Genomic DNA, 26,918 nt, shown 5'->3' with positions numbered 1-26,918 from the left:
TCAAGCCCTCCCCGCCTGCACCCGGCCGGAACCCAGTGCCGCGGTGGCGCCGTGGCCACCTTCGACCCAGACCGCACCCGGTGCGATCTTGTCACTGATCGAGACCGGCAGCGTTGCAACACCGGCGCCGGTGTCGAACTTGCCGGTACCGCCCTCGACCAGGCCGAGCGCGTCGGCATCGGCTGGATTGAGGACCGCACGCGGCGGCCGGTTCAACGGATGCGACTGCAGTGCAGCCGCGCGACGGACGACCGCATCGCTACGGTAAATCGCGGTGCTGGCGGCGACTTCGAGGCCGTCCGCGGTGATCCGGGGCGGCTGGCCCACCATCGGCGCAACCTCGCGCTTGACCAGGCTCGTACGCAGGCCGGCGAGGTCGGTAAATCCGAAGCCCTCGGCTTGCAGGTCGCCACCGAGTGCACGCAGCACCTTCCAGCCGGCACGCGCCTGACCGGGCGCCCGGGCGCCCGCGACGGTGGACTGTTCGCGGCCGTCGAGGTTGGTCAGGGTGGCTTCGACTTCGGGCAGCAAACCGATGGGAAGGATCACGTCGGCGACCGCTCGGGTCGACTGGCAGGCGAAATGGCTGAAGGCGACGACCTGGGCGCTGCCGAACGCCTTCATCGCGGTCGCGGTGTCTGCGAAATCCAGGCCGGGCTCGATGCCGTAGAGGACGTAGGCAGTGCGCGGCTGCGCCAGCATCGAACTGGCGTCGCGACCGGTCGGCAGCACGCCGTGGTCGGCCAGGCCAACCGCGTTGGCGCCTTGCGGAATGCGACACAGGGAGGCACCGGTGGCCGCGGCGAAGTCGGACGCGGCGGCACGGATTGCCGATGCGTGCACGCTGTTCTCGGCAAGCCCGCCGACGATCACGACCGCGTGCGAACCGGCCTTGGCCGCCTCGCGCAAATCGGCATTGCCGAGCGCAGCGGCCAATTGCGACGGCGCGACGATCTGCTTGCCCGCCAGGTCGAAGGTCTGGTCGAAGTCGACGGGGTTGACCACGTGCACCTTGGCGCCGTTCTGCCAGGCCTTGCGCACGCGCGCATTCACCAGTGGCAGTTCGTGACGCAGGTTCGCGCCGACGATCACGACCACGTCGGACTTGTCGATGTCCGCCACGCGCATCGCGAAGGTCTCGGCGACGGCAGCGTCTGACAGGTCGTGCTGGGAGATACGGTGATCGAGATTCCCGGTACCCAGCGCATCGGCGAGCCGGGCCAGCAAGGCGCCCTCCTCGTTAGAGGTCGCCGGGTGCACCAGCATGCCGAGCTGGTCGGCACCGTTGTCGCGCAGGATCTGCGCGGCCTTCGCCAGCGCCTCGTCCCACGACGCCTCGCGCCAGTCATCACCGTCGCGCAGCATCGGCACGGTCGCACGATCTTCGGCGTACAGGCCCTGGTGCGAATAGCGGTCGCGATCCGACAGCCAGCATTCGTTGACCGCGTCGTTGTCGCGCGGGACGCTGCGCAGTACTTCGCCGCGGCGCACGTGGTGGAACAGGTTGCTGCCCAGCGCGTCGTGGTAACCCAGCGACTCGCGCGCGACCAGCTCCCAGGCACGCGCCTTGAACTGGAACGGCTTGTTGGTCAGCGCGCCGACCGGGCACACGTCGATCACGTTACCCGACAGCTCGGTGGTCAGCGGCTTGCCGTCGTAGGTGCCGATCTGCAGGTTCTCGCCGCGGTACATGCCGCCCAACTCGTAGGTGCCGGCGACTTCCGCGGTGAAGCGGATGCAGCGGGTGCACTGGATGCAGCGGGTCATCTCGGTGGCGACCAGTGGACCGATGTCCTCGTCGGGCACCACGCGCTTGCGCTCGGCGAAGCGGCTGACCGAGCGGCCGTAGCCCATCGACAGGTCCTGCAGCTCGCACTCGCCGCCCTGGTCGCAGATCGGGCAGTCGAGCGGATGATTGATCAGCAGGAACTCCATCACGTTGCGCTGAGCGCCCAGCGCCTTGTCGCTGCGGGTGGTGACCTTCATGCCATCCATCACCGGCGTGGCGCAGGCCGGTGCCGGCTTGCCCATCTTTTCGACCTCGACCAGGCACATGCGGCAGTTGGCCGCGATGGACAGCTTGTCGTGGTAGCAGAAACGCGGGATCGGGATGCCGGCCTTGTCGGCGGCGTGGATGATCATCGAGCCCTTGGGCGCGGTCATCGGCACGCCATCGATCTCGATCGAGACGTGGTCCGGTGGCACGTTCGGGTTGGACGGCTGCGCACTCATGCCGCTTGCTCCACCTTGCCCGCGGCCTGGTCATCGACCAGGAACCGCTTGTTGACGATCGCGTACTCGAACTCGTCCCAGAAGTGGCGCAGGAAACCCTGCACCGGCCACGCCGCAGCCTCGCCGAACGCGCAGATGGTGTGGCCTTCGATCTGGCCGGCGGCGGCCTTGAGCATGTTCAGGTCCTCCACCGTCGCCTGCTTGTCGACGATCCGCGTCAGCATGCGGTACATCCAGCCGGTGCCCTCGCGGCACGGCGTGCACTGGCCGCAGCTTTCCTTGAAGTAGAAGCGCGCGATGCGCTGGCAGGCGCGGACCATGCAGGTGGTCTCGTCCATCACGATGACCGCGCCGGAACCGAGGCCGGAACCGGCCTTCTGCAAGGCGTCGTAGTCCATCGTCAGCGACATCATGGTGTCGCCCGGCAGCACCGGCATCGACGAGCCGCCGGGGATCACGCCCTTGATCTTCGCGCCGTTGCGCATGCCGCCAGCCAGGTCGAGCAGGTCGGCGAAAGAAGTGCCCAGGCGGATCTCGTAGTTGCCGGGCCTTGCGACGTGGCCCGACACCGAGAAAACCTTGGCGCCGCCGTTGTTGGGCTTGCCGAGGTTGAGGAACCATTCGGCGCCATTGCGGATGATCGCCGGCACCGATGCGTAGGTCTCGGTGTTGTTGATCGTGGTCGGCTTGCCGTACAGGCCGAAGTTGGCCGGGAACGGCGGCTTGAACCGCGGCTGGCCCTTCTTGCCCTCCAGCGACTCCATCAGCGCGGTTTCCTCGCCGCAGATGTAGGCGCCCGCGCCGAGGACGTTGTACATGTCGACGTCGATGCCGGAACCCTGGATGTCCTTGCCAAGCCAGCCGTGCTCGTAGGCTTCGGCCAGCGCCGACTCCAGGTGCTCGAACGGCTCGTGGTGGAACTCGCCGCGCAGGTAGTTGTAGGCCACGGTCGAGCCGGTGGCGTAGCAGGCGATCGCCATGCCCTCGATCACCGCGTGCGGGTTGTAGCGCAGAATGTCGCGGTCCTTGGCGGTGCCTGGCTCGGACTCGTCCGAGTTGCACAGGATGTACTTGGTACCCTCACCCTTCGGCATGAAGCTCCACTTCAGGCCGGTCGGGAAGCCCGCGCCGCCGCGGCCGCGCAGGCCGGACTGCTTGACCATCTCGATGACGTCGGCCGGCGCGATCTTCTCGGCGAGGATCCTGCGCAATGCGCTGTAGCCGCCGGTCTTGAGGTAGTTGTCGTAAGACCACGGCTTGTCGAAGTGCAGGGTCGTGTAGACGACGCTGTGCTCCTGCGGTGCCGGGCCGACCGGGCCGTAGCCCTCGGAGTAGTGGTGGTGCGCCATTACTTGAGCCCCTCGAGCAGTTCGTCGACCTTCGCGGTGTCGAGCTTCTCGTGGTAGTGACCGTTGATGACGACCACCGGCGCGCCGCAGCACGCGGCCAGGCACTCCTCCTCGCGCTTGAGGAACACCCGGCCATCGGCGGTCGACTCGCCCAGCTTGCAGCCGAGCTTCTTCTCGGCGTGGGCAACCAGGTCTTCGCCACCGTTGAGCCAGCAGCTGATGTTGGTGCAGAAGGCGACGTTGTTGCGGCCGACCTGCTCGGTCTCGAACATCGAGTAGAAGCTGGCGACCTCGTAGGCCCAGACCGGCGGGATCGACAGGTACTTGGCGACGGCGGCGATCAGCTCGTCGCTCAGCCAGCCGTCGTTCTGCTCCTGCGCCGCATGCAGGCCCTGCAGCACCGCCGAGCGCTTGCGGTCCGGCGGGAACTTGGCCAGCCAATGGTCGATGTGGGCACGGGTCTGGTCGGACAACGCCACCATCGGGTCGACGTGCTGGCAGGCCTCGAAATTTCCGGTCGCTTTCATTGCTCAGTAGATCCTCAGTCGATCGCCGCCGTTCACGGCTAGCGATCGATCTCGCCGAACACGATGTCGTAGGTGCCGATCATCGCCACCACGTCGGCCAGCATGTGGCCCTTGACCACGGTGTCCATCGAGGACAGGTGGGCGAAACCGGGCGCGCGTAGCTTGACCCGGAACGGCTTGTTGGCGCCGTCCGACACGAGGTAGCAGCCGAACTCGCCCTTGGGCGCCTCGACCGCGCAGTAGGTCTCGCCGACCGGCACGCAGTAGCCTTCGGTGAACAGCTTGAAGTGGTGGATCAGCGCTTCCATGTCGTCCTTCATCTCCTCGCGGGAGGGAGGCGCGACCTTGTAGTTGTCCAGCATCACCGGGCCGGGGTTGGCCTTGAGCCACTTCACGCACTGTTTGATGATGCGGGTCGACTGGCGCATTTCCGCGACGCGGACCAGGTAGCGGTCGTAGCAGTCGCCGTTGACGCCCACCGGGATGTCGAAATCGACTTCGGAGTACCTGGCGTACGGCTGTTTCTTGCGCAGGTCCCACTCGACGCCGGATCCGCGCAGCATCGGCCCGGTCAAACCCCAGGCGAGCGCCAACTCGGGACTGATCACGCCGACGCCGACGGTGCGCTGCTTCCAGATGCGATTGTCGGTCAGCAGCGTCTCGTACTCGTCGACGCGGTTCGGGAAGTCGTCGCAGAACGCGTCGAGGTAATCGAGCAGCGAACCCTCGCGCCAGTTGTTGAAGCGCTTGAGGTCCTTGCCCTTGCGCCACGGCGACTCCTTGTACTTCGACATCCGCTCCGGCAGGTCGCGATAGACGCCGCCCGGGCGGTAATAGGTCGCATGCATGCGCGCGCCGGAGACCGCCTCGTAGCAGTCCATCAGCTCCTCGCGCTCGCGGAACGCGTACAGGAACACCGCCATCGCGCCGAGGTCGAGCCCGCTGGAGCCGATCCACATCAGGTGGTTCAGGATGCGGGTGATCTCGTCGAACATCGTACGGATGTACTGCGCGCGTTCCGGCGCCTCGATCCCCAGCAGGGTCTCGATCGAGCGCACGTAGGCATGCTCGTTGCACATCATCGACACGTAGTCGAGCCGGTCCATGTAGCCGATCGACTGGTTGAACGGCTTGGACTCGGCCAGCTTCTCGGTGCCGCGATGCAGCAGGCCGATGTGCGGATCGGCGCGCTGCACGACCTCGCCGTCCATCTCCAGGATCAGTCGCAACACGCCGTGCGCGGCCGGGTGCTGCGGGCCGAAGTTCACGGTGTAGTTGCGGATCTCCATGCTGTTGAGGCCGGAGGTATTGACGAGCGGCATGCCAGTGGCCGGCATGGGGTGGGCTGGCGTGTTCATGGCTTGGCCTCGCGCGCCTGGCGGGCTTCGCCGGCCGCGGTCTGGTAACGCGAGTCGTCACGGATCACGCGCGGCACCAGCACGCGCGGTTCGATCGACACCGGCTCGTAGATCACGCGCTGCTTCTCGGCGTCGTAGCGCACCTCGACATTGCCGATCAGCGGGAAGTCCTTGCGGAACGGGTGGCCGACGAAACCGTAGTCGGTGAGGATCCGGCGCAGGTCCGGATGCCCCTCGAACACGATGCCGTACAGGTCGAACGCTTCACGCTCGAACCAGTTGGCGCCGGGCCAGACCGAGGTCAGCGAACTGACCACCGGAAGTGCGTCGTCGGCCGCGAAGGTACGCAGTCGCACCCGCAGGTTGTTCTGGCACGACAGCAGGTGGGCGACCGCGGCAAAGCGGCGCTCCGGGGCATCGGCGACGACGTTGGGCGACTCGCCCCAGGCGAAACGACCCATGCCCTTGCCCTCGACGCCGCGCGAGAAACCTTCCGAGGACACCTCGGTATCCCACTCGTCGGAACCGTAGCTCAGATAGTCCACGCCGCTGACGTCGACCAGTTGCTCGAAGCCGAACTCGTCGCGCAGGGCTTTCGCCACGGCCAGCCAGCCGGCAGCATCCACGTCCAGGCTGACTTCGCCACGCGGTTCGGCGACAACGACCAGCCCCTCGGGGAACCGCTCACGCAGGCGCTCGGCGAACACGGCGGCAGTCACGCCTTCCAGTGCCCCGGCCATCAGCGCACGCCCTGCTTGCCGTCACCGAAATTGGTGCCGCGGCGGATCTTTTTCTGCAGTTGCAGGATGCCGTAGACCAGCGCCTCGGCGGTCGGCGGACAGCCCGGCACGTAGACGTCCACGGGCACGATGCGATCAACGCCACGGGTGACTGCGTAGGAATAGTGGTAGTAACCGCCGCCGTTGGCGCAGCTGCCCATCGAAATCACCCACTTCGGGTCGGGCATCTGGTCGTAGACCTTGCGCAACGCCGGGGCCATCTTGTTGACCAGCGTGCCGGCGACGATCATCACGTCGGACTGGCGCGGCGAGGGGCGGAACACCACGCCGTAACGATCCAGGTCCAGTCGTGAAGCGCCCGCGTGCATCATCTCGACCGCACAGCAGGCCAGGCCGAACGTCATCGGCCACATCGAACCGGTGCGCGCCCAGTTCCACAGGGTATCGAGGTTGGTGGTGACGAAACCCTGCTGCAGCAGTGGGTTGTCGCCCTCCGGCCGCAGGATGTCGTCCAGGCGCCCTTCCGGCACCGGATTGTGCATCAGGCCCGACACGCGGTCGCCCAGGGTGCGCGGCTCGATCACTCCCATTCCAGCGCTCCCTTCTTCCACACGTAGATGAAGCCGAGCAGCAACATGCTCGCAAAGATGCCCATCTCGACCAGACCGACGATCCCGAGATCACGGAACACGGTCGCCCAGGGCACGATGAAGATGATTTCCAGGTCGAAGATGATGAACTGGATGGCGATGAGGTAGTAGCGCACGTCGAACTGCATGCGCGCGTCCTCGAAGGGCGCGAATCCGCATTCGTACGGAGACAGTTTCTCCGCGCCGGGGCGCTTGGGGCCGAGCAGGTTGCCCACCACCAGCAGGGCGACGCCGATACCGCTGGCGACGATAAGGAACAGCAGGGTCGGCAGGTATTCGGCCAGCACTTGTGTTCTCTCACTTCTTCTAGGCTAGAGCCGCGTTGCCGCGGCCTTGGCTTGTGGCACCGCTGGTGCCTCGAATCGGCACCGGGATGCCGTTGCTTTCCGCTTTGCTGGAGTGGTGCCCAAGAGGGGACTCGAACCCCTACGACCTAAGCCGCTACCACCTCAAGGTAGTGCGTCTACCAATTCCGCCACCTGGGCACATGATTCCAGCGAACCGCTGACATCCATTTCGACATCCCTTTCCTGTCCGCGGCCCCCACCATGACTGGCTGGAACCACATTCCGGTCATCGTGACCAGACCCCCGAGCCTCCATGCCGGGCGTCAACACCACCATTGTATCGTCTGTATTACTCGCCGGCAGGTTCGGACGGTGCCGAACCGGGCGTTTCCGCCGCAGGCACCGCCGGGACACTGGCATCCGCCGCCGGGACCTGTGATTGACTGGCCGCCGGAACCACGGCCGCGGGAACCTGGGTAGAACCTTCAGGCACTGCGGGCGCCACCGGGACCTGCGCCATCACGCCCAGGTCGGCCGTCGCCTCGGGGGCCGCGCTCCGCTCGGTCGCGTGCCAGGCCATGTACAGGCTGATCGAGAAGAACACGATCGCCAGCCACTTGGTGGCCTTGGTAAGGAAGCTGGATGCGCCGCGCGCACCGAACACGGTCGCCGAGGCGCCGCCACCGAAACCCGCGCCCGCCTGCGCACCAGCGCCACGCTGCATCAGGATCAGCGCGACCATCGCGATCGCGACCAGCAGATAGATGACGGTGAGGAACAGCAGCATCGGAAAACTCTTCGTTGGTTCGGTGACGGGCAGGCCCGGGACCGGTCAGGGCGCCGCCGCGGCTGCGATGGCGTTGAAATCGTCGGCGACCAGCGAGGCCCCGCCAACCAGGCCGCCATCCACGTCCGCCTGCGAAAACAGCGCGGCCGCATTGTCGGCCTTCACGCTACCGCCGTAAAGCAGCGGCAGCGAGCCAGCGATTCTAGCATCGTGCGCGGCGATTTCGCTACGGATGAATGCGTGCACCGCCTGTGCCTGCTCCGGCGTGGCGGTCTTGCCGGTGCCGATCGCCCAGATCGGCTCGTAAGCGACGATGGCACCGTCCAGCGCCGCGGCACCGTCCTTCAGCAGGGGCGCCAGTTGCTCCTGCAGGCGCCACTCGGTCTGGCCGTCCTCGCGCTCGCTGAGGGTCTCGCCGATGCAGAGGATCGGCACCAGGCCCGCGGCCTTGGCGGCACGGAACTTGGCGGCGACCACGTCGCTGGTCTCGCCGTGGTACTGGCGACGCTCGGAATGGCCGACCAGGCCGTAACGCGCACCGATGTCGAGCAGCATCGCAGCCGACACCTCGCCGGTATAGGCGCCCTTCTCGTTGGCACTGACGTCCTGCGCGCCGAACTGCAGTCCGCGGGCGCTGTATTTCCCGATCAACTCACCCAGGTAAGGCAGTGGCGGCAGGATGATGCGGTCCACGTTGGCGGGCGCATCGACTGCCGTGACGGCGTCCAGCAATTCGCCTGCGAAACGGCGATCGCCGTGCAGCTTCCAGTTTCCGGCGACGACCTTGCGACGAGCCATGGACCACTCCGTGATGCGGGAGCGGTGATTGTACCGAAGCAGGCAACCGGAAACAGGCCGGGACGGGCGTCCTGCGCGGTACGATCGGAACGATGCAACCGGTAGTCCACAGTTTCGAGCCGCTCAGCGGCAACGGCGTCCGCGTGCTGGTACTCGGCAGCATGCCCGGGTTGAAGTCATTGCAGGCGCAGCAGTACTACGCGCATCCGCAGAACCGTTTCTGGCCCTTCATGGGCGAACTGGTCGGCGCCGATCCCGCACTGCCCTACCCCGAGTGCTGCAATCGCGTGGTGGCCGCCGGAATCGCGTTGTGGGACGTGCTGGCCAGTTGCGAACGGCCCGGCAGCCTCGACAGCGCGATTCGCGACGACACCGCGGAGATCAATGATTTCCCACGATTCCTTGCGGCGCATCCAGCCATCGGAATGGTGCTGTTCAACGGGGCCAAGGCCGAGGGCACGTTCATCCGCCGCGTGTTGCCGCATCTTGCAGGGCCGCCGATGCAGTACCGGCGATTGCCGTCCACCAGTCCGGCCAACGCGTCGCAACGCCACGACGACAAGCTCGCGGCCTGGCGTGAAGGCCTGCGCTCGGGCGGAATAGTGACCCGGTCGTGACCGCCGGTCCGGCTACTTCAGCTTGATCTCGCGCAACCGCTCGTCCAGGTAGGCTTGGGCGGTGATCGGCTCGGGATACCGGCTGGGGTTGTCGGGCGTGATCGTCGACGGCAGCACGTCGATCAGGAAGTCCGGGTTGGGGTGCAGGAAGAACGGCGTCGAGTACCGCGGCTGCCGTGCGGCCTCACCCTGCGGGTTCACCACCCGATGGGTGGTCGACGGATACACGTGGTTGGTCAGCCGCTGCAGCATGTCGCCGATGTTGACCACGATCGTGTCGGCCTCGGCGGTGAACGGCACCCATTCGCCCCGGTGCGACCTGACCTCCAGCCCCGCGGCGCTCGCCCCGACCAGCAGCGTGATCAGGTTGATGTCCTCGTGTGCGCCGGCACGCTCGTTGGGGATTTCGGGACTGGTAATTGGCGGGTAATGGATTGGCCGCAGGATCGAGTTGCCGCAATTGGTCTTGTCGGCGAAATAGTCTTCGGCCAGGCCGATATGCAGGGCCAGCGCGCTCAGTATCCGCGCGCCGAGCCGGTCGAGCGATTCGTACAGGCCGTAGCCGATCTCGCGGAACTCGGGAATTTCCTCCGGCCAAAGGTTAGGCGGCATCACCGGCGCGTACTTCGAATCACGCGGAACCTCGCGACCGACGTGCCAGAATTCCTTGAGATCGAAGTGCTGCGCGCCCTTGGCGGTTTCCACGCCATACGGCGTGTAGCCGCGCGCGCCGCCGCTGCCAGCGACGTGGTACTTGCGCTTGACCGCTTCGGGAAGCGCGAAGAAACGCTCGAACACGTCGTAGGCCGCGGCGATCCGCTCCTGCGGGATGCCATGGCCACGGATGCCGGCGAATCCCCACTCGCGGTACGCGGCGCCGATCTCGGCGACGAAGGCATCGCGGTCGCTGTCGAAGCGGCGGATGTCGAGGGTGGGAATGCGGGCCTGGCTCATGCGGATGTCACTGATTCGATGTCGATGTGGAAAGTTGTCGCGGCCACTCACTCGGCCGCGGCGCGCACGGCATCAGCGAGGCGATCCAGCGTTGCCTGGACCAGCGCCGCGTCATCCGCTTCGACCGTGACCCGCACCACCGGCTCGGTTCCCGAGGGGCGCAGGAACGCACGACCGCGCCCCTTCACCGCGAGTTGCGCGTCCGCCAGCGCCGCCTGTACCGATTCGGCTTCGGCCGGGCGTGCACCGTTGGCGAAACGTACATTGATGGTGCGTTGCGGCACCCGGACCAGTCCGGCCAGCGCCTCGCCCAGCCCGACCCCACGCCGATGCAACACTTCCAGCACCTGCAGCGCACTGACGATGCCGTCACCGGTGCTGGCGCGATCCAGGCACAGCAGGTGGCCGGACGCTTCGCCGCCGAGCACGCCGCCGTTCGCGATCAACTGCCGATGGACGTGGCGGTCGCCGACCTTGGAACGCAGGAAGCCGATCCCGGCCTGCCCGAACGCCTGTTCCAGGCCGAAGTTGGTCATCAACGTGCCGACCACGGGGCCCTGCAGGCGGCCGCTGTCGCGCCAGTCTCGCGCGAGGATGTACAGCAGGTCGTCACCGTCGCAGACGCGGCCCTGGTCGTCGACGAACATCACCCGGTCGCCGTCACCGTCGAAGGCGATGCCCAGGTCGGCGCCCGTCTCGCGCACACGGGCAGCCAGCGTGTCCGGGTGGGTCGAGCCGACGCCGTCGTTGATATTGAGGCCGTTGGGGTCGGCGCCGATCGCGTCGACCTGGGCGCCCAGTTCGCGCAGCACGATCGGCCCGACCTGGTAGGTCGCGCCGTTCGCACAGTCCATCACGATGCGCAGGCCGCCGAGATCGAAGCCCTTCGGCACCGAGTTCTTGCAGGCCTCGACGTAGCGTCCGATCGCGTCGCGGGTGCGCACGGCCTTGCCGAGTTCTTCCGACGAAACCGTGCGGAACGGCGACTCCAGCGCGGCCTCGATCGCCTGCTCGGTATCGTCGTCGAGCTTCTCGCCCGCGGCCGAAAAGAACTTGATGCCGTTGTCGTAATGCGGGTTGTGCGATGCCGAAATGACAATGCCGCCATCGGCGCGCAGGGAATGGGTCAGGTGCGCGACCGCCGGGGTCGGCATCGGCCCCATCAGTTGCACGTCGACGCCGGCCGCGACCAGCCCGGCCTCCAGCGCGGCCTCGAACATGTAGTTGGAGATCCGGGTGTCCTTGCCGATGATCACCAGCGGCTTGCGCCATGCATTGCGCTTCAGCGCGTGGCCGTAGGCGTTGCCAAGGCGCAGCACGAAGTCGGCCGAGATCGGGCCTTCACCCACCCGGCCACGGATACCGTCGGTACCAAAGTACTTGCGGCTCATGCGCCGGCCTTTTCGAGCGTGACCTCGATTTCATCGTCCGGCTGTGGCTGCTTCATCATCAGCGCCAGCAACTGGGCGAGCCGGTCGCGCATTTCGCGACGGTCGCAGATCTGGTCGATCGCGCCGTGCTCGAGCAGGAACTCGCTGCGCTGGAAACCTTCCGGCAGGGTCTCGCGCACGGTCTGCTCGATCACGCGCGGGCCGGCGAAGCCGATCAGCGCCTCGGGCTCGGCGATGTTGATGTCGCCCAGCATCGCCAGCGAGGCCGAGACACCGCCGGTGGTCGGATGGGTCAGCACCGCGATGTACGGCAACCCGGCCGCGCGCAGCCGGCCCAGCGCAGCCGAGGTCTTGGCCATCTGCATCAGCGAGAACAGGCTCTCCTGCATGCGCGCGCCGCCGGTGGCAGTGAAGCACACCAGCGGGCAGCCGGCCTCGAGTGCGGCTTCGGCGGCCAGCGCGAAACGCTCCCCCACCACCGAGCCCATCGAGCCACCCATGTAGGCGAAATCGAACGAGCACGCGACCAGCGGACGCTGCTTGAGCGTGCCCTGCATCGCCACCAGCGCGTCGCGCTCGCCGGTGGACTTCTGCGCGGCCTTGATCCGGTCCGAGTATTTCTTCTGGTCCTTGAACTTGAGCACGTCAACCGGGCCGAGGCTGGCGCCGATCTCGGTGGTGGTGCCTGCGTCGAACAAGGCCTTGAGTCGCGCGCGGGCACGAATCGGCATGTGATGGCTGCACTTCGGGCAGACCTCGAGATTTTCCTCGAGCTCGGGGCGGTACAGCACCGCGCCGCAGCGGTCGCATTTTTCCCACAACCCTTCGGGAACGCTGCGCCGCTTGGCGGTGCTGCCGGTTTCGGTGCGGATGCCGGACGGCATGAGTTTCTTGAGCCAGGACATGCTTTGAGGTCTTCCCGTTCAGGCTGTTGCAATACGGTCGACGCGCAAGAAACGCCGCCGGCCAAGCGGGTCAGTTTAACGCAGCGTCCCTACTCCGGCCGCAGCCCGTCCAGCGCTGAACGCAACGGGGCCAGGAACGCGCGGGCTCGCTCCGCGGCTTCATCGGGACTCGCCGCACCATCGAGCGCGGCGACCAGCGCGCTGCCGACCACCACGCCATCGGCCTGCCGTGCCATCGCGGCGGCGCTGGCGGCGTCCTTGATGCCGAACCCGGCCACCACCGGCACCGGGCTCTGTGCACGGATCTCGTGCATGCGGTCGCCGGCGACACCGGTATCGAGGCGGTCGGCGCCGGTCACGCCTGCGTAGCTGACGTAATAGAGGTAGCCACTGGCGCTCGCGCACAACCGCGCCATGCGCGCGTCGGAGGTGGTCGGTGCGGCCAGCAGGATCAGGGCAAGGCCATGCGCGGAAAACGCGTGGCGGAATCCATCGGCCTCCTCCGGGGGCAGGTCCACCAGCAACACGCCGTCGACGCCGGCACCGACCGCCTCGCGGGCAAAGCGCTCGGCGCCGCGGATTTCGACTGGGTTGAGGTAGCCCATCAGGACCACGGGAGTGTCGTCATCGCGCTGGCGGAACTCGCGGACACCCTCGAACACGTAGGACAGCCCGGCACCGCGTTCCAGTGCGCGTTCGGAGCTGCGCTGGATGGTCGGGCCGTCGGCCATCGGGTCGGAGAACGGCACGCCAAGCTCGATCAGGTCCGCACCGGCGTCGACCAGGGCATGCATGACCGGAACCAGCGCCTCCAGCGAAGGGTCGCCTGCCGTCATGAACGGGACAAGCGCCTTGCGCCCGGTGGATTTCAATGCTGCGAAGCGTCGATCGATACGGTTCATGCGATGGACAGCCCGTCGCGGGCGGCGATGGTGTGCACGTCCTTGTCGCCGCGGCCCGACAGGTTGCACAGGACCAGTTGGTCCTTGGGCATCGCGCGCGCCAGCTTGATCGCCTGTGCGATCGCGTGGCTCGATTCCAGCGCCGGCAGGATGCCTTCGGTCCGCGCCAGCTGGTGGAATGCGGCCAGCGCTTCGTCGTCGGTGACGCCAACATAGTCGGCCCGACCGACATCCTTGAGGAAGGCGTGCTCGGGACCGACACCGGGGTAGTCAAGGCCGGCGGAAACCGAATGGGTCTCGATGATCTGGCCGTCGTCGTCGCACAGCACGTAGGTACGGTTGCCATGCAACACTCCGGGGCGGCCGGCCGCCAGCGAAGCGGCGTGGTGGCCGCTGTCGATGCCCTCGCCCGCCGCTTCGGCACCGACGATGCGCACGCCCGGATCGTTGAGGAAGGCGTGGAAGATGCCGATCGCGTTGCTGCCGCCGCCAACGCAGGCGGTGACCGCATCGGGCAGGCGGCCGTACTCGGCCAGCATCTGCGCCCTCGCCTCGCGCCCGACCACGGCGTTGAAGTCGCGCACCATGCGCGGGTACGGGTCCGGGCCGGCGACGGTGCCGATGATGTAGAAGGTGTCCGCCACGTTCGTCACCCAGTCGCGCATCGCCTCGTTGAGCGCGTCCTTGAGCGTCGCCGAGCCGCTGGTCACCGGCACCACCGTCGCGCCGAGCAGTTTCATCCGGTAGACGTTGATCTTCTGCCGTTCGATGTCGGTCGCGCCCATGTAGACCACGCACTCCAACCCGAGCCGCGCGGCGACCGTGGCCGAGGCCACGCCGTGCTGGCCGGCGCCGGTCTCGGCGATGATCCGCGGCTTGCCCATGCGTGCAGCGAGCAGGCCCTGGCCGATGGTGTTGTTGATCTTGTGCGCGCCGGTGTGGTTCAGGTCCTCGCGCTTGAGCAGGATCTGCGCGCCGCCGACCTCGTCGCTGAGGCGCTGCGCGTGGTAGATCGGGCTGGGCCGGCCGACGTAATGGGCCAGGTCACGATCGAACTCGGCGATGAAATCCGGGGCGATCCGCGCCGCGTCATAGGCGTCCGCCAGTTCCTGCAGCGGTCCGATCAGGGTCTCGGCGACGAAGCGGCCACCGAAGCGGCCGAAATGGCCGTCGGCATCGGGCCAGGCGTGGAAATCGATAGGGGGTTGGTCAGTCATGTCCAGCTACGGTTTCAGTCGAGGACGTGGCAATCGGCGCGACGCACTTCTTCGACGAAGTGGCGCATCCGGTCGCCGTCCTTGATGCCAGGGGTGCTCTCGATGCCGCTGGACACGTCAACGCCCCACGGCAGCGTCGCCATGATCGCATCGAACACGTTGTCGGCCGACAAGCCTCCCGCCAGCATGAACGGCTTCTGCACGCCGGCCGGGATTTTGCCCCAGTCGAACGGCTTTCCACTGCCGCCGGAGCCGCCCGGCGGGTGGCTGTCGAACAGGAAACCGCTCGCCGCCGGATAGCGGACGTGCAACGCCGCCGGGTGCTGCGACGCGAGTTCGCTGCCCATCGGGATCGCCTTCAGGTAAGGCACCCCGAAGCCGCGGCAGAACGCGTCGTCTTCGTTACCGTGGAACTGCAACAGGCTGGGCCGCACCTGCCGCACCACCTCGCGCACCTCGTCGACCGGGTTGTCGCGGAACAACGCCACCGCGTCGACCAGCGGGGCCAGGGCGTGGCGCATGGCCCGCGCCTCCTCGGGTTCGACCCGGCGGGTGCTGCCGGCGGCGAACACGAAACCGATCGCGTCGGCGCCCAGCTCGCAGGCCAGCCGGACGTCGCCGGGCCGCGTGAATCCACAGAACTTGATTCGGGTACGGAACAGGATCCGGTTCAAGACATCGCCTCGTGCAACTCCACTTCGACAGGAAGACCCCATTGTGCGGGGTAGCGGGGGCCGAGGAACACCAGCCCGGCGGAAGGCGCGGTCGGGCCTGCGACGGCACGGTCGCGGCCCGCCAGCAGTTCGGCGATCCAGCCCGCGGGCCGGTCGCCCCGGCCGATCGGCAGCAGGCTGCCGACGATATTGCGGACCATGTGGTGCAGGAACGCATTGGCCTGGACCTCGATCGCGACCACCTCGCCGGTCCGCACGACGCTGATCTCGTGCAGCTGGCGGCGCGCGTGTGGCGCCTGGCAGTGGACGGTGCGGAATGCGGAAAAGTCGTGGTCGCCGACCAGTGCCTGCGCCGCGCGGTGCATTGCGTCGGCGTCCAGCGGACGGCGCTCCCAGGCCAGGTACTGGCGATGCAGGGCGGGCCGGACCTGGCGATTGAGGATCGAGTAGCGATAGCGACGCGCACGCGCGGAAAACCGGGCATTGAAGTCGTCCGCGACCGGGACGCACCAGAGCACGCATACCGATGGCGGCAACTGGCTGGAGGTGCCCAGCACCCAGGCGCGCGGGTCGCGCCCGGCCGGGCCGTCGAAATGCACGACCTGTGCCGATGCGTGGACGCCGGCGTCGGTGCGGCCGGCGCAGACCACGTCGACCGGGCTCCCGGCGACGAAAGAAAGTGCCTTTTCCAGCGCGGCCTGGACCGTGGGTTCGTTGCGCCGCTCAGGTTCGCCACGCCGGTTCAGGCGTTGCCAGCCGGAGAATTCGCTGCCGTCGTATTCGACCCCGAGCGCGAAGCGTCGCAGGCCCTCGCTACGAACCTTCTCGCCTGCGTTCGTTGGGGAAGATGCCTGCATGGCCTGCGGTGACACGGGTACTGCCGGCACGACGTCAGTCGAGTTCGCGCAACATCTGCGTCGCCTGCTGGCGGAGGGCATGGTCGCCATTGATCGCGATCTCGCCAAGCAACTGGCGGGCGCTGTCACGGTCGCCAAGGTCGAGGTAGGCGCGGGCGAGTTCCAGACGCTCGCGACCCGGTGCCTCGGCATCAGCCATCGAGGGTTCCACTGGCGCTGGCGCGGGTACGTTCAACTTCGGTGAACCCGCGTGCCAGGTAGGCGTCGGGGCGGACGGGGTGGGCGCAGCCGCAGCCGGGATGACCGGCGCCGCAGGCGAGGACGCGGGGGCCTCCCTGGCGGGCGCGGGATCGGGCATTACCGGCTCGCGTCGCGGCGTGGCGACGGGCTTCGCGGCCGGGAAACCCGCGGCCAGCGGTGAGGGGTTGCCCGGTGACACGGGCGCACGGAATCCGCCAGTGTCGACCTCCGCGCGGCGGCGCATCCACCAGCCGCCCAGCAGGCCCAGCAGCAGCAACCCGGCGCCACCCAGCAACCATGGGAGCCCCGGCACACCCGTGTCCTGCTCGGCCGACTGGGCCTTGGCAAGACGCTGCTGAACCGCGGTCAGCTCGTTGTCCTTCATCTGCAGCAGTTTCTGCTGGTCGGCCTGGAGCTTTTCGAGGTCGGCGACGCGGCTCTTGAGGTCGGCCAGCTCGGCATTCCGTGCGGCCAGGGTTTCCTGGGTCTGTTGCATTTCCTGTCGCACCATGTCGCCCTCGGCTCCGGCGCTGATGCCGGACTGGGTTCCCGCCTGCGACGCGCCGCTGGCGCCCGGGGGAACGATTTCAAGCCGGGCGCCGCCGGCCGCGGTGGCCGACTCGTCCGGGGGATTGTCGCCGGCGGTGGAGCCGGCGTCCGCGGTCGCACCGGCGGGTTCAGCGGCCAGCGCGGGCTGTGGCACCGGCGCGCGGGCGGTGCGCCAGGCGCGGGTCTGTTCACGCACGCGCGCCATCGCCTGGGCAACGTCGACGCCACGCACCTCGGCCGCGTCCGGTACGCGCAACACCGCGCCCTGCTTGAGCAGGTTGACGTTGCCATCGATGAACGCATCGGGGTTGGCATCCAGCAGCGCGATCATCGACTGGTCGAGGCTGGCGCCGAAATCCAGGCGCTCGGCGATCTCCGACAGGGTCTCGCCCGCCCGGACCGCACCGTACTCGCCGGGACGGGCCGCCGGGGCCGGTGGCGGCGCCGAAACCACGGGCCTCGGCGCAGCGGCGGGTTCGGGCGTCGGTTCGATTGCCGTGTCCGGGCTCGACTCCGTGCCGGCCTGTTGCGGGTCGACGGGCTCGGGCTGCGACTCGAGCGTGTCGTCAACAACGGCTTCGGGCGCATCCGCGACCGCCGCGGGCTCGCTTGCGATCATGTTGGATGGCGCAGCGACCGGCGCCTCGATCGGCGGCTGCAGCGGCGCCGATACCGTCCGTGGGGCATCGATCAGGGCCGAGTATTCGCGGACCAGCTTGCCCTGCCCCCAGTCGACCTCGACCAGGAAGGTCAGCAGCGGTTGCTCGATCGGCTGGACGCTGGTGACCCGGATCACCGGGTTGCCGCGGTCGTCCAGCGCTGACACGAACTGCAGGTTGGCGACCACCGAATCCGGCGGACGCAGGCCGATGCGGGCAAAGGTTTCCGGCGATGCCAGGCCGGCGCGCAGGCGCTCCAGCTCGGCGGGATCGCTGGAGATGATCGGAATTTCGGCCAACAGCGGCTCACCGAGCTTCGACTTCAGCTCGATCTGGCCCAGTCCCAGCGCCGCGGCGGTGCCACTGGCCAATGCCAGCCCCACCGCCAATGCCGTACGCGCGAATCGCTTCACAACCACTCCCGACTGCTGTCCCCTGGCCGCGACTCTAGCGAGCGACGCCGGCCGCGGCAATGCAAAACCGTGCCGTTGTCAGGCTTTGGGGTGCTCGGCCAGCACCAGCTCCGCCAACTGCACGGCATTCAATGCCGCGCCCTTGCGTATGTTGTCGGAGACCACCCACAGCGACAGGCCGCGCGGATGCGAGATGTCCTCGCGGATCCGGCCGACGTACACCGGGTCGTTGCCCGACGCGTGGGTGACCGGGGTCGGATAGCCGCCACCGACCGGCTCATCGACCACCTCGATACCGGGCGCCGCTTCCAGCAGCTTGCGAGCATCGACGGCGGACAGCTTGTCGCGGGTCTCGATGTGCACCGCCTCGGAATGGCCGTAGAACACCGGCACCCGGACCACCGTCGCGTTCACCCCGATGCCGTCGTCGCCGAGGATCTTGCGGGTCTCCCACACCAGCTTCATTTCCTCGCTGGTGTAGCCGTTGTCGCAGAAGTCGCCGCCGTGCGGGATCACGTTGAACGCGATCTGCACCGGGTAGACCTCCGCCTTGGCCTGCTGGAAGTTGAGCAGGCTTGCGGTCTGCCGGCCGAGTTCCTCCAGCGCGCGCTTGCCGGTGCCGGAGACCGACTGGTACGTCGCAATGTTGATCCGTTCGATGCCGACCGCACGATGGATCGGCGCCAGCGCGACCATCAACTGCATGGTGGAGCAGTTCGGGTTGGCGATGATCCCGCGCGGGCGGTCGCGCGCGGCGTCCGGATTGACCTCCGCCACTACCAGCGGCACGTCGTCGTCCTGGCGGAACACCGAGGAATTGTCGATCACCACCGCGCCGGCCGCGGCGAACTTCGGCGCGTATTCCTTCGAGACCGAGCCACCGGCGGAGAACAGTGCGATCTCGACCCCGGTCGGGTCGAAAGTGGCGAGGTCCTGCACCGTGATCGATTTCGCGCCGTACTCGATCTTTTCGCCGGCCGAACGCTCGCTGGCGAGCAGGTGCAGCTTGCCGATCGGGAACTGGCGCTCGGCGAGGATCTTCAGCATGGCCTCGCCTACGGCACCGGTGGCGCCGACGATGGCTATGTTTACGGTCTTGCTCATTCGATTCGTCTCTGTTGTTTTCTGTAGGAGCGGCTTCAGCCGCGATCTGAAACCGGTGCGGGCGACCGACTCCACGATCGCGGCTGAAGCCGCTCCTACAGGGGTTTGCCGGGTACGCGCGGGGTGACGTCGCCGACGTCGCCGCACTGGGCGCGGTGGCGTAGGGCCTGGTCGATCAGCACCAGCGCGACCATCGCCTCGCAGATCGGGGTCGCGCGGATGCCGACGCAGGGATCGTGGCGGCCGGTGGTCACCACCTCGACGGTGTCGCCGTGGATGTCGAGGCTGTCGATCGGCAACCGCAGGCTGGAAGTCGGCTTGAATGCGACCGAGCACCGCAGCGCCTGGCCTGAACTGATGCCGCCAAGGATGCCACCGGCATGGTTGGACTCGAAGCCCTCGGCGGTGATCCGGTCGCGGTGTTCGCTGCCCCGCTGGGCAACGGACGCGAAGCCATCGCCGATCTCGACCCCCTTGACCGCGTTGATGCTCATCAGCGCGCCGGCGAGTTCGCCGTCAAGCTTGCCGTAGACCGGCTCGCCCCAGCCCGGTGGCAGGCCGTCGGCGACCACATCGACACGCGCACCCACCGAGTCGCCCGATTTGCGCAGCGCGTCCATGTAGCTTTCCAGCGCCGGCACCTGGGCCGCGTGCGGCCAGAAGAACGGGTTGTCCTCGACCACTGAAAGGTCATGGCCGTCGGGGACGACCTCACCGATCTGCGACAGGAAGCCCTGCACCCGGACGCCGTGTTTCTCGGCCAGCCATTTCTTCGCAATCACGCCAGCGGCGACTCGCATCGTGGTCTCGCGCGCGGATGAGCGACCGCCGCCGCGCGGGTCGCGGATGCCATACTTCTGCCAGTAGGTGTAGTCGGCGTGGCCGGGGCGGAACTGTCCGGCGATCTTCGCGTAATCCTTGCTGCGGGCGTCGGTATTGCGGACCAACAGCGCGATCGGGGTACCGGTGGTGGTGCCCTCGTAGACGCCGGACAGGATCTCGACCTCGTCGGCCTCGTGGCGCGCGGAGGTGTGGCGGGACTTGCCGGTCGCGCGCCGCGCGAGGTCCTGGGCAAAATCGTCCGGCCCGAGCGCCAGCCCCGGCGGACAACCGTCTACCACGCAGCCGATCGCCGGCCCGTGGCTTTCGCCGAAGGTTGTGACCGCAAACAGTTTTCCGAAGGTGTTGCTGGCCACGCGTTCTCTCCGTTCGAGTCGTACCGTCGCGTCGTCGCTTTTCGTAGGAGCGGCTTCAGCCGCGATCGGATGGTCGATCGCCTGCACCGACTCCAGATCGCGGCTGAAGCCGCTCCTACGAAGCCTTGGCAGGCACGGCAATCAGCCGCGGGCGTCGGCCAGCGCCTTGATCCTCGCATGATGCTCGACCAGGTCGGCGCGATCGACCACGAAGATGCCCATCTGCCCGACCTTGAACTCGACCCAGGCCAGCGGCAGTTCCGGCAGCAACTCGACCAGCGCGCGCTCGGCCTCGCCGATCTCGCAGACCAGCAGGCCATTCTCGCTGAGGTGGTCGGGCGCATCGCGCAGGATTTTCAGCGCGAGGTCGAGGCCGTCGTCGCCGGCACGCAGGCCGAGTTCCGGCTCGTGCGCGTACTCCGGCGGCAGCGCGTCGGTCTCGTCATGGGTGACGTACGGCGGGTTGGTCGCGATCAGGTCGAACACCTCGCCCTGCAGGCCGGCGAACAGGTCGGACTGCCGCAACTCGACGTTGTCGGCGTGCAGGCGCGCCTTGTTCTCGGCGGCCAGCGCCAAGGCGTCGTCGTTGATGTCGGCGCCGATGACCTCCCAGTGCGGCTGGTAATGGCCCATCGCGATCGCAATGCAGCCCGAGCCGGTGCACAGGTCGAGCGCGCGACGGACCTCGCGGCCGCCGAGCCACGGCTCGAAACCGGACTCGATCAGCTCGGCGATCGGCGAGCGCGGCACCAGCGCGCGCGGGTCCGACTTGAAGCTCAGCCCGGCGAACCATGCCTCGCCGGTCAGGTAGGCGGCCGGGATGCGCTCGTTGATGCGACGTTCGAACAGCGCCAGCACCTTCGCCTTCTCATCGCCCGTGACCCGCGCGGCGCCGTAGGCCGGACCAAGGTCATGCGGCATCCGCAATGCATGCAGCACCAGTTGGGTCGCCTCGTCGATCGCGTTGTCGTAACTGTGGCCGAACGTCAGCCCGGCTTCGGCGAAGCGGCTGCCGCCCAGGCGGATCAGGTCGATGATCGAGACCTGCTCGAAGGTCACGGACGCAAGGCTGGTGCGCTCGGCGGTCGGGGTGGCCTGGCTCATGGGGGCATGTTCGACGGAGGGCCGGCAATTATAGCGGCCGGCGCCGGCTATCATGGCCCGATGACGGCGCCGCTCGCGGTGCCCCGCCCGTCTTTCTCCGGATCCGCCATGTTCAACCGCAGCACCATCATCGTCATCATCGTCGCGCTGGCCGCCGGGCTGGGCCTGTGGGCCGTGCGGGACCATTACGGCAAGGCGCCGACCACGCAATGGCCGGAGACGCAGGCGGTGCGGCTGTTCGACCCGCCGCGCGAACTGCCCGCATTCGGGCTGCGCCAGTCCGATGGAACCCAGTTGGTGCCGGGTGAATTGAACGGGCACTGGACGCTGGTGTTCCTCGGTTTCACCCATTGCCCGGATGTCTGCCCGACCACGCTGGCGCAGCTGTCGCAGGCGCAGAAGCAGTGGACCTCGATCCCCGAATCCGTAAGGCCGCGGGTGCTGTTCGTGTCGGTCGACCCCGAGCGCGACAGCCCGGACCGCATCGGCGAGTACGCCCACGCGTTCCACGAGGACACATTGGCGGCGACCGCCAACATCCCCGCGCTGGAGAACTTCGCCCGCTCGTTGAGCATGGTGTTCGTCAAGGTGCCGCCGCCGGAGGGCGTGCCGGCCGACCAGTATTCGGTGGACCACAGTGCCTCGATGGCGGTGCTGGATCCGCAGGGACGGATGTCGGGCCTGATCCAGCCACCGTTCGACCCCAACGCCATCGCCGCCGACATGGCCGCGTTGACCCGGGCCACCGCACCCTGACCACCGACGCATGAGCCTGACCACCCACCTGACCCACGTGTTACCGCACCGGCTGATGTCGTCGCTGGCGCGCCGCCTGGCCTACTCGGACCATCCGCGCCTGCGCCGCTGGCTGATCGACACCGTGGTCAGCCGGTTCGGGGTCGACCTCGACGAGGCCGCGCAGCCGGACGCGACTGCCTATCCGACCTTCAATGCGTTCTTCACCCGCGCGCTCAAGCCCGGCGTGCGCGTGGCCGATCCGGACCCGCGGGCGCTGGTGATGCCCGCCGACGGCCGGATCAGCCAGTGCGGGCCGATCGAGCACGGACGGATCTTCCAGGCCAAGGGCCAGTCGTTCACCACTACCGAACTGCTCGCCGACGCCACGGCCGCCAAACCGTTCGAGGACGGCCTGTTCGCGACCGTCTACCTGTCACCGCGCGACTACCACCGCGTGCACATGCCTTGGTCGGGCAAGCTGCTCGAGACCGTGCACGTGCCTGGCCGACTGTTCAGCGTCGGTCCGGCGGCGGTGCAACACGTGCCACGGCTCTTCGCCCGCAACGAGCGACTGGTCTGCCACTTCGAGACCGATTTCGGGCCGATGACGGTGGTCATGGTCGGTGCGCTGCTGGTGTCGGGAGTGGAAACGACGTGGAGCGGCGAGGAGATCCCCGCCTACGGCGACAAGGTCACCACCCGCGACTGGCGTGGCGAGGACATCGACATCGAGCGGTTCGAGGAGATGGCGCGGTTCAACTACGGCTCGACCGTGATCGTGCTGCTGCCGGCCGGCGTGGCCGAACTGGACGCCGGTCTGGTGGCCGAGTCGCCGGTGAAGCTGGGGCAGCGGCTGGCTACGCTGACCGGGTAAAGGGTGCGCGCCTACTGCCGGCAGCCGACCAGCTCCACTTGCTGCCCGGGCTTGATCATGTAGCGCGGCGCCTTGATCCCATTGGCGCGGGCAAGCTCACCGGTGTCGCACTGGAACTTGCGGGCAATCGAGGTCAGGGTTTCGCCGCGCTGCACGCGATACTGGCGCGGTGCGCTCGCTGCCGGCACCGGGGCGCCGACCGCTGCGGGTGCCGCCGCGACAACACCGGCACTGCGCACGATCGCGGCGGTCGGGTCACTGGCCACCAGGGTACGGGCCAGCTCGGCGCGCGGTCCTTCGACGCAATGACGCTGGTACAGCCCGACGATCCTACGTGTCGCGTCGAGCGTGGTTCCGGCAGGCAAACGGTCGTCGGCGCGGTATCGCGGGTTGAGGTTGCGCAGCGCGCGCATGTAGCCGATGTCCGTGCCGCGGTTGCCCAGGCAGATCGTCAGCTGGTAGATCGACGCCGGCTGCTGCAATTGCAGCTTCGCGGCCTTCGGGTCCACGTCCGGCAGGCTCAGGCCGTATTCCCTGGGGTGCAGGAACAGCCACGCCGCCGCGATCACCATCGGCACGTAGTCGCGGGTTTCGGGCGGGAACTGTGGATAGACATCCTCGCTCCAGAAACTCTTGCCCGGGTTCTGCTGATGGATCCGTCGCGCCCTGCCCTCGCCACCGTTGTATGCGGCCAGCGCCAGCTCGATGCTGCGGTTGAGCTCGCGCATGCGCTCGTTGAGGTAGGCGACGCTGGCCTCGGATGCGGCGTACGGGTCGTAGCGGGTGTCGAAGCCGGTGCCGTCGTCGCCGAGGCCGAAACGCTGCCCGGTCGCGTACATGAACTGCATCGGCCCGGCGGCGCCCGCGCGCGAGGTGGAATGCACGCGGCCGTTGGATTCCTTGGCCATGATCCCGAACAGCAGCGCCTCCGGCAGCCCGGCGCGCTCGTACTGCGGCCACATCTGCGGGCGCAGGTACTGGTAATTCTCGTAACTGGTAATGAAGTCGTCGCGCATGTCGGTCAGCCAGCGACGGATACCCTCCTGCACGGCCGGGTTGTACTGGACCATGCGGTCGAATGCATGGCGGTCATCGGCCAGCAGCGCCGCCGCGCGCGCGGCCTGCGGAACCTCGTGCGGCATCGCGTGCTCCAGCGGCACCGCGTGGTCCGGGCCCATTTCGTCGTCGGGCAGGTCGCCATCGCCGGCTTCGGCGTCCGCGTTGAGCTTGAGCAGGCGCTCGTAGGTCGTGAGCATCGAGGGCACCGAACAACCGCGCTGCTCGACGCAGGCGGCCATCACGTCCTCCATGTCCTCCAGCGCGGCATTGGCCTGTGCGGCGCCATCGGGGTCGGCATGGCCGATCGCCACCATCGCTTCGCGATACCTGGCTTCGGCGACCTGCATACGTTGGCCGAGCGCTTCTACCGCGGCCTGGTCGCGCCGCGAAACAGCGCCGGCATCGAACGGGGCCAGTACCAGCAGCGCCGCCGCGGTGAGGGTTGGAAGCGCAGTCAAGAGACGGAAGGGAAAACGCAGGGACACACGGGCAAGGACGGGCATGGACTGCAAGTGGTTCGAAGTGACTCGCAGGGTAGTCCGGCAAGTTGGCCCCGGCAATCGACCGCGGCACAGTGGCGCGACGCCCGACGTTTAGGCCATAGAATCGGCCTCATCCCATCAAGGAAACGGCCATGGCGCCCACACCCAATCCCATCCTCGTCGGCAAGGCAGTCACCACTCCGACCAGTGGGCAGGTGTTCCTGCAACCCCGCCTCGGCAACCGCCACGGGCTGATCGCGGGCGCGACCGGCACCGGCAAGACGGTGACGCTGATGACGCTGGCCGAGGGCTTTTCGCGGATCGGGGTGCCGGTGTTCATGGCCGACGTGAAGGGCGACGTCGCGGGGCTTTCGATGCCAGGCACGGTCAATGAAAAACTGCAGGCCCGGATCGACCAGATCGGCGTCGATGGCTACACCAGTGAAGGCAGCCCGACGGTGTTCTGGGACCTGTTCGGCAAGCTCGGCCACCCGGTCCGTGCGACCGTCAGCGAGATCGGCCCGACCCTGCTGTCGCGCATACTGGAACTCAACGACACCCAGTCCGGGGTGCTCGACATCGCGTTCAAGCTGGCCGACGACCGTGGCCTGCTGCTGCTCGAACTCGACGACCTGCGCGCCCTGCTCACGCTGGTGGCCGAGGAGCGCAAGACCATCTCGACCGAATACGGCCTGGTCAGCACGCCATCGATCGGCGCGATCCAGCGCGCGCTTCTGCGCCTTGAATCCGACGGCGGCGAGATGTTCTTCGGCGAGCCGGCGCTGGAGCTGTCCGACCTGATGCGCACCACCACCGACGGCCGCGGCGTGGTCAACATCCTCGCCGCCGACAGCCTGGTGCTGAAGCCGCGGTTGTACTCGTCGTTCCTGCTGTGGCTGCTGTCGGAGCTTTTCGAGCAGTTGCCCGAGGTCGGTGATCTCGACAAACCGAAGCTGGTGTTCGTATTCGACGAGGCCCACCTGCTGTTCGAGGACGCCCCGAAGGCATTGCAGCAGCGGGTCGAGCAGGTCGTCCGGATCATCCGCTCCAAGGGCGTCGGCGTGTACTTCTGCTCGCAGTTCCCCGACGACGTGCCCGACGACATCCTCGGCCAGCTCGGCAACCGCGTGCAGCACGCGCTGCGCGCTTTCACTCCGCGCGACCAGAAGGCGGTGCGCACCGCGGCGCAGACCTTCGTCGCCAACCCGGCACTCGACGTGGCCGAAGCGATCGGCCAGCTCGGCACCGGCGAGGCGCTGGTGTCGACCCTGCAGGACAAGGGCATCCCGATGCCGGTCGAACGCACCCTGGTCGCGCCGCCGCGCTGCCGCATGGGCGCGATCACCGAAGCCGAGCGTGCGCAGGTGCGTGCCGGCAGCCCGGTCGGCGCCAAGTACGACAATCGCCTCGATCGCGAGTCGGCCGAGGAGATGCTGGCGAAGAAAGCCGAGGCCGCGACCGCGCAGGCCGATGCCCCGCCGGCCAAGCCCGCCGAGGATGACGAAGCCGGTTTCGGCGACGCCATCCGCAATGCGGTGTTCGGCACCAAGCGCCGCCAGGGCATGGTCGAGACCATGGCCAAGCAGACCGCGCGCACGGTCGGCAGCCAGATCGGCCGGCAGATCCTGCGCGGCCTGCTTGGCGGTATCTTCGGCGGTCGCCGCTGACCGCGGCTTCGGCCCACCTGCTTGCTTCCCCCACCCGTTCCATAGACAGGAGTCAAAGCATGAACAAGTCACTACTCGCCCTCGTCTGCCTCACCGTGTTCACCGTTGCCGCGTGCAAGCCCGAACCGGCGGAAACCACTGCCGAGACGCCGACTGCCGCCGAAGCCGCTCCCGCCCCGATCGACGTCATGCCCGCCGGCGAGGACCTGTCTTCGGACAACCCCGGTTTCGACATGAAGGGTTTCGCCGGCACCTTCAGCGGCACCCTGCCCTGCGCCGACTGTCCCGGCATCGACACCACGCTGGTGCTCAACCCGGACGGCACCTATGACATCGACGAGGCCTATCAGGACTCTGATGGGGTCGTTGCCAAAATGGACGGCACCTGGACCGTCGAGGCCGACGACAGGCAGATCCGCCTCGACCCCAACAGCAAGTCCGAGCAGGACCGCCTGTATGCGATCACCTCCAACGAGGAGATCACCATGCTCGACCTCGAGGGCAAGCCGGCCGCAAGCGGGCTGGACTACAGCCTGGACCGCCAGGCGGACTGAGGCGGGCACGACCGGCCCCGCGATCGCATGGCAT

26 protein-coding genes and 1 tRNA gene are annotated in these 26,918 nt (G+C 67.8%); 5 read left to right on the top strand and 22 right to left on the bottom strand.

The window, feature by feature from the left end; all coding sequences use genetic code 11:
* The 10 genes from nuoG to tpiA all read right to left on the bottom strand — a co-directional run bounded on the left by nuoG (nucleotide 1) and on the right by tpiA (nucleotide 8,728).
* Nucleotides 1–2,232: an NADH-quinone oxidoreductase subunit NuoG gene (nuoG, locus tag ACT9F5_RS01140; RefSeq protein ID WP_445118119.1), complete on the bottom strand. Its 2,232-nt coding sequence runs from the start codon at nucleotides 2,230–2,232 to the stop codon at nucleotides 1–3.
* A complete protein-coding gene (nuoF, locus tag ACT9F5_RS01135) occupies nucleotides 2,229–3,581 on the bottom strand; it encodes an NADH-quinone oxidoreductase subunit NuoF (protein WP_445118118.1) in 1,353 nt (450 codons plus the stop codon). Before nuoF ends, nuoG begins: the two co-directional genes overlap by 4 nt.
* On the bottom strand, nucleotides 3,581–4,108 hold the full coding sequence (gene nuoE, locus ACT9F5_RS01130; RefSeq protein WP_445118117.1) for an NADH-quinone oxidoreductase subunit NuoE: 528 nt from the start codon (nucleotides 4,106–4,108) through the stop codon (nucleotides 3,581–3,583). The genes nuoF and nuoE overlap by 1 nt, the downstream gene beginning before the upstream one ends.
* A gap of 38 nt (nucleotides 4,109–4,146) precedes the next feature.
* Complete coding sequence (locus tag ACT9F5_RS01125; RefSeq protein ID WP_445119460.1) at nucleotides 4,147–5,445, bottom strand: NADH-quinone oxidoreductase subunit D; 1,299 nt, start codon at nucleotides 5,443–5,445, stop codon at nucleotides 4,147–4,149.
* A 17-nt stretch (nucleotides 5,446–5,462) separates the two neighbouring features.
* The gene (locus ACT9F5_RS01120; protein WP_445118116.1) at nucleotides 5,463–6,206 is read right to left on the bottom strand and encodes an NADH-quinone oxidoreductase subunit C; all 744 of its coding nucleotides are present in this window, start codon (nucleotides 6,204–6,206) and stop codon (nucleotides 5,463–5,465) included.
* Entirely contained in the window at nucleotides 6,206–6,748 is a 543-nt protein-coding gene (locus ACT9F5_RS01115; protein WP_445100363.1) for an NADH-quinone oxidoreductase subunit NuoB, read from the bottom strand. Before ACT9F5_RS01115 ends, ACT9F5_RS01120 begins: the two co-directional genes overlap by 1 nt.
* Before the next feature lie 38 nt (nucleotides 6,749–6,786).
* The gene (locus tag ACT9F5_RS01110; protein ID WP_445118115.1) at nucleotides 6,787–7,143 is read right to left on the bottom strand and encodes an NADH-quinone oxidoreductase subunit A; all 357 of its coding nucleotides are present in this window, start codon (nucleotides 7,141–7,143) and stop codon (nucleotides 6,787–6,789) included.
* Nucleotides 7,144–7,256: 113 nt separating this feature from the next.
* A tRNA-Leu gene (locus ACT9F5_RS01105) sits at nucleotides 7,257–7,341 on the bottom strand.
* Between the two features lie 151 nt (nucleotides 7,342–7,492).
* A complete protein-coding gene (gene secG / locus ACT9F5_RS01100) occupies nucleotides 7,493–7,930 on the bottom strand; it encodes a preprotein translocase subunit SecG (RefSeq protein ID WP_445118114.1) in 438 nt (145 codons plus the stop codon).
* A 45-nt stretch (nucleotides 7,931–7,975) separates the two neighbouring features.
* Nucleotides 7,976–8,728 carry a triose-phosphate isomerase gene (tpiA, locus tag ACT9F5_RS01095; protein WP_445118113.1) on the bottom strand — a complete coding sequence of 251 codons (753 nt, stop codon included), beginning with the start codon at nucleotides 8,726–8,728 and terminating at the stop codon, nucleotides 7,976–7,978.
* Nucleotides 8,729–8,820: 92 nt separating this feature from the next.
* Here tpiA and ACT9F5_RS01090 point away from each other — a divergent pair, with 92 nt between their 5' ends.
* Nucleotides 8,821–9,345 carry a DNA-deoxyinosine glycosylase gene (locus tag ACT9F5_RS01090; protein WP_445118112.1) on the top strand — a complete coding sequence of 175 codons (525 nt, stop codon included), beginning with the start codon at nucleotides 8,821–8,823 and terminating at the stop codon, nucleotides 9,343–9,345.
* A 12-nt stretch (nucleotides 9,346–9,357) separates the two neighbouring features.
* Here ACT9F5_RS01090 and ACT9F5_RS01085 read toward each other — a convergent pair whose 3' ends face one another.
* The 11 genes from ACT9F5_RS01085 to prmB all read right to left on the bottom strand — a co-directional run bounded on the left by ACT9F5_RS01085 (nucleotide 9,358) and on the right by prmB (nucleotide 21,510).
* The gene (locus ACT9F5_RS01085; protein WP_445118111.1) at nucleotides 9,358–10,299 is read right to left on the bottom strand and encodes a 2-oxoglutarate and iron-dependent oxygenase domain-containing protein; all 942 of its coding nucleotides are present in this window, start codon (nucleotides 10,297–10,299) and stop codon (nucleotides 9,358–9,360) included.
* A gap of 47 nt (nucleotides 10,300–10,346) precedes the next feature.
* Entirely contained in the window at nucleotides 10,347–11,690 is a 1,344-nt protein-coding gene (glmM, locus tag ACT9F5_RS01080; protein WP_445118110.1) for a phosphoglucosamine mutase, read from the bottom strand.
* The gene (accD, locus tag ACT9F5_RS01075) at nucleotides 11,687–12,595 is read right to left on the bottom strand and encodes an acetyl-CoA carboxylase, carboxyltransferase subunit beta (protein WP_445118109.1); all 909 of its coding nucleotides are present in this window, start codon (nucleotides 12,593–12,595) and stop codon (nucleotides 11,687–11,689) included. The genes glmM and accD overlap by 4 nt, the downstream gene beginning before the upstream one ends.
* An 89-nt stretch (nucleotides 12,596–12,684) precedes the next feature.
* Complete coding sequence (gene trpA, locus ACT9F5_RS01070; protein WP_445118108.1) at nucleotides 12,685–13,497, bottom strand: tryptophan synthase subunit alpha; 813 nt, start codon at nucleotides 13,495–13,497, stop codon at nucleotides 12,685–12,687.
* Entirely contained in the window at nucleotides 13,494–14,714 is a 1,221-nt protein-coding gene (gene trpB / locus ACT9F5_RS01065; RefSeq protein WP_445118107.1) for a tryptophan synthase subunit beta, read from the bottom strand. The genes trpA and trpB overlap by 4 nt, the downstream gene beginning before the upstream one ends.
* Before the next feature lie 14 nt (nucleotides 14,715–14,728).
* Complete coding sequence (locus ACT9F5_RS01060) at nucleotides 14,729–15,388, bottom strand: phosphoribosylanthranilate isomerase (protein WP_445118106.1); 660 nt, start codon at nucleotides 15,386–15,388, stop codon at nucleotides 14,729–14,731.
* On the bottom strand, nucleotides 15,385–16,245 hold the full coding sequence (gene truA, locus ACT9F5_RS01055) for a tRNA pseudouridine(38-40) synthase TruA (protein WP_445119459.1): 861 nt from the start codon (nucleotides 16,243–16,245) through the stop codon (nucleotides 15,385–15,387). Before truA ends, ACT9F5_RS01060 begins: the two co-directional genes overlap by 4 nt.
* Before the next feature lie 34 nt (nucleotides 16,246–16,279).
* Nucleotides 16,280–18,106, bottom strand: coding sequence for a FimV/HubP family polar landmark protein (locus ACT9F5_RS01050; protein ID WP_445118105.1), 1,827 nt, complete (start codon nucleotides 18,104–18,106; stop codon nucleotides 16,280–16,282).
* Between the two features lie 78 nt (nucleotides 18,107–18,184).
* A complete protein-coding gene (locus tag ACT9F5_RS01045) occupies nucleotides 18,185–19,210 on the bottom strand; it encodes an aspartate-semialdehyde dehydrogenase (RefSeq protein ID WP_445118104.1) in 1,026 nt (341 codons plus the stop codon).
* 95 nt (nucleotides 19,211–19,305) lie between these two features.
* Nucleotides 19,306–20,406, bottom strand: a complete 1,101-nt coding sequence (gene aroC, locus ACT9F5_RS01040) for a chorismate synthase (protein WP_445118103.1) — start codon at nucleotides 20,404–20,406, stop codon at nucleotides 19,306–19,308.
* 141 nt (nucleotides 20,407–20,547) lie between these two features.
* The gene (gene prmB / locus ACT9F5_RS01035) at nucleotides 20,548–21,510 is read right to left on the bottom strand and encodes a 50S ribosomal protein L3 N(5)-glutamine methyltransferase (RefSeq protein ID WP_445118102.1); all 963 of its coding nucleotides are present in this window, start codon (nucleotides 21,508–21,510) and stop codon (nucleotides 20,548–20,550) included.
* Between the two features lie 108 nt (nucleotides 21,511–21,618).
* Between prmB and ACT9F5_RS01030 the strand changes: the two genes are divergently transcribed.
* Entirely contained in the window at nucleotides 21,619–22,266 is a 648-nt protein-coding gene (locus ACT9F5_RS01030) for an SCO family protein (RefSeq protein ID WP_445118101.1), read from the top strand.
* A gap of 10 nt (nucleotides 22,267–22,276) precedes the next feature.
* Nucleotides 22,277–23,122 carry an archaetidylserine decarboxylase gene (gene asd / locus ACT9F5_RS01025; protein ID WP_445118100.1) on the top strand — a complete coding sequence of 282 codons (846 nt, stop codon included), beginning with the start codon at nucleotides 22,277–22,279 and terminating at the stop codon, nucleotides 23,120–23,122.
* A gap of 11 nt (nucleotides 23,123–23,133) precedes the next feature.
* On the opposite strand, the gene ACT9F5_RS01020 is transcribed toward asd, so the two are convergent.
* Nucleotides 23,134–24,684, bottom strand: a complete 1,551-nt coding sequence (locus tag ACT9F5_RS01020; protein ID WP_445118099.1) for a transglycosylase SLT domain-containing protein — start codon at nucleotides 24,682–24,684, stop codon at nucleotides 23,134–23,136.
* A gap of 131 nt (nucleotides 24,685–24,815) precedes the next feature.
* Between ACT9F5_RS01020 and ACT9F5_RS01015 the strand changes: the two genes are divergently transcribed.
* A complete protein-coding gene (locus ACT9F5_RS01015; RefSeq protein WP_445118098.1) occupies nucleotides 24,816–26,330 on the top strand; it encodes a helicase HerA-like domain-containing protein in 1,515 nt (504 codons plus the stop codon).
* A gap of 59 nt (nucleotides 26,331–26,389) precedes the next feature.
* Nucleotides 26,390–26,884 carry a copper resistance protein NlpE N-terminal domain-containing protein gene (locus tag ACT9F5_RS01010; protein ID WP_445118097.1) on the top strand — a complete coding sequence of 165 codons (495 nt, stop codon included), beginning with the start codon at nucleotides 26,390–26,392 and terminating at the stop codon, nucleotides 26,882–26,884.
* Nucleotides 26,885–26,918 lie beyond the last annotated feature (34 nt).

This window comes from Lysobacter sp. F6437, from assembly GCF_052547215.1.
Note: the sequence above shows the minus strand (reverse complement) of the source record. Positions and strands in the feature narration are given on the sequence as shown.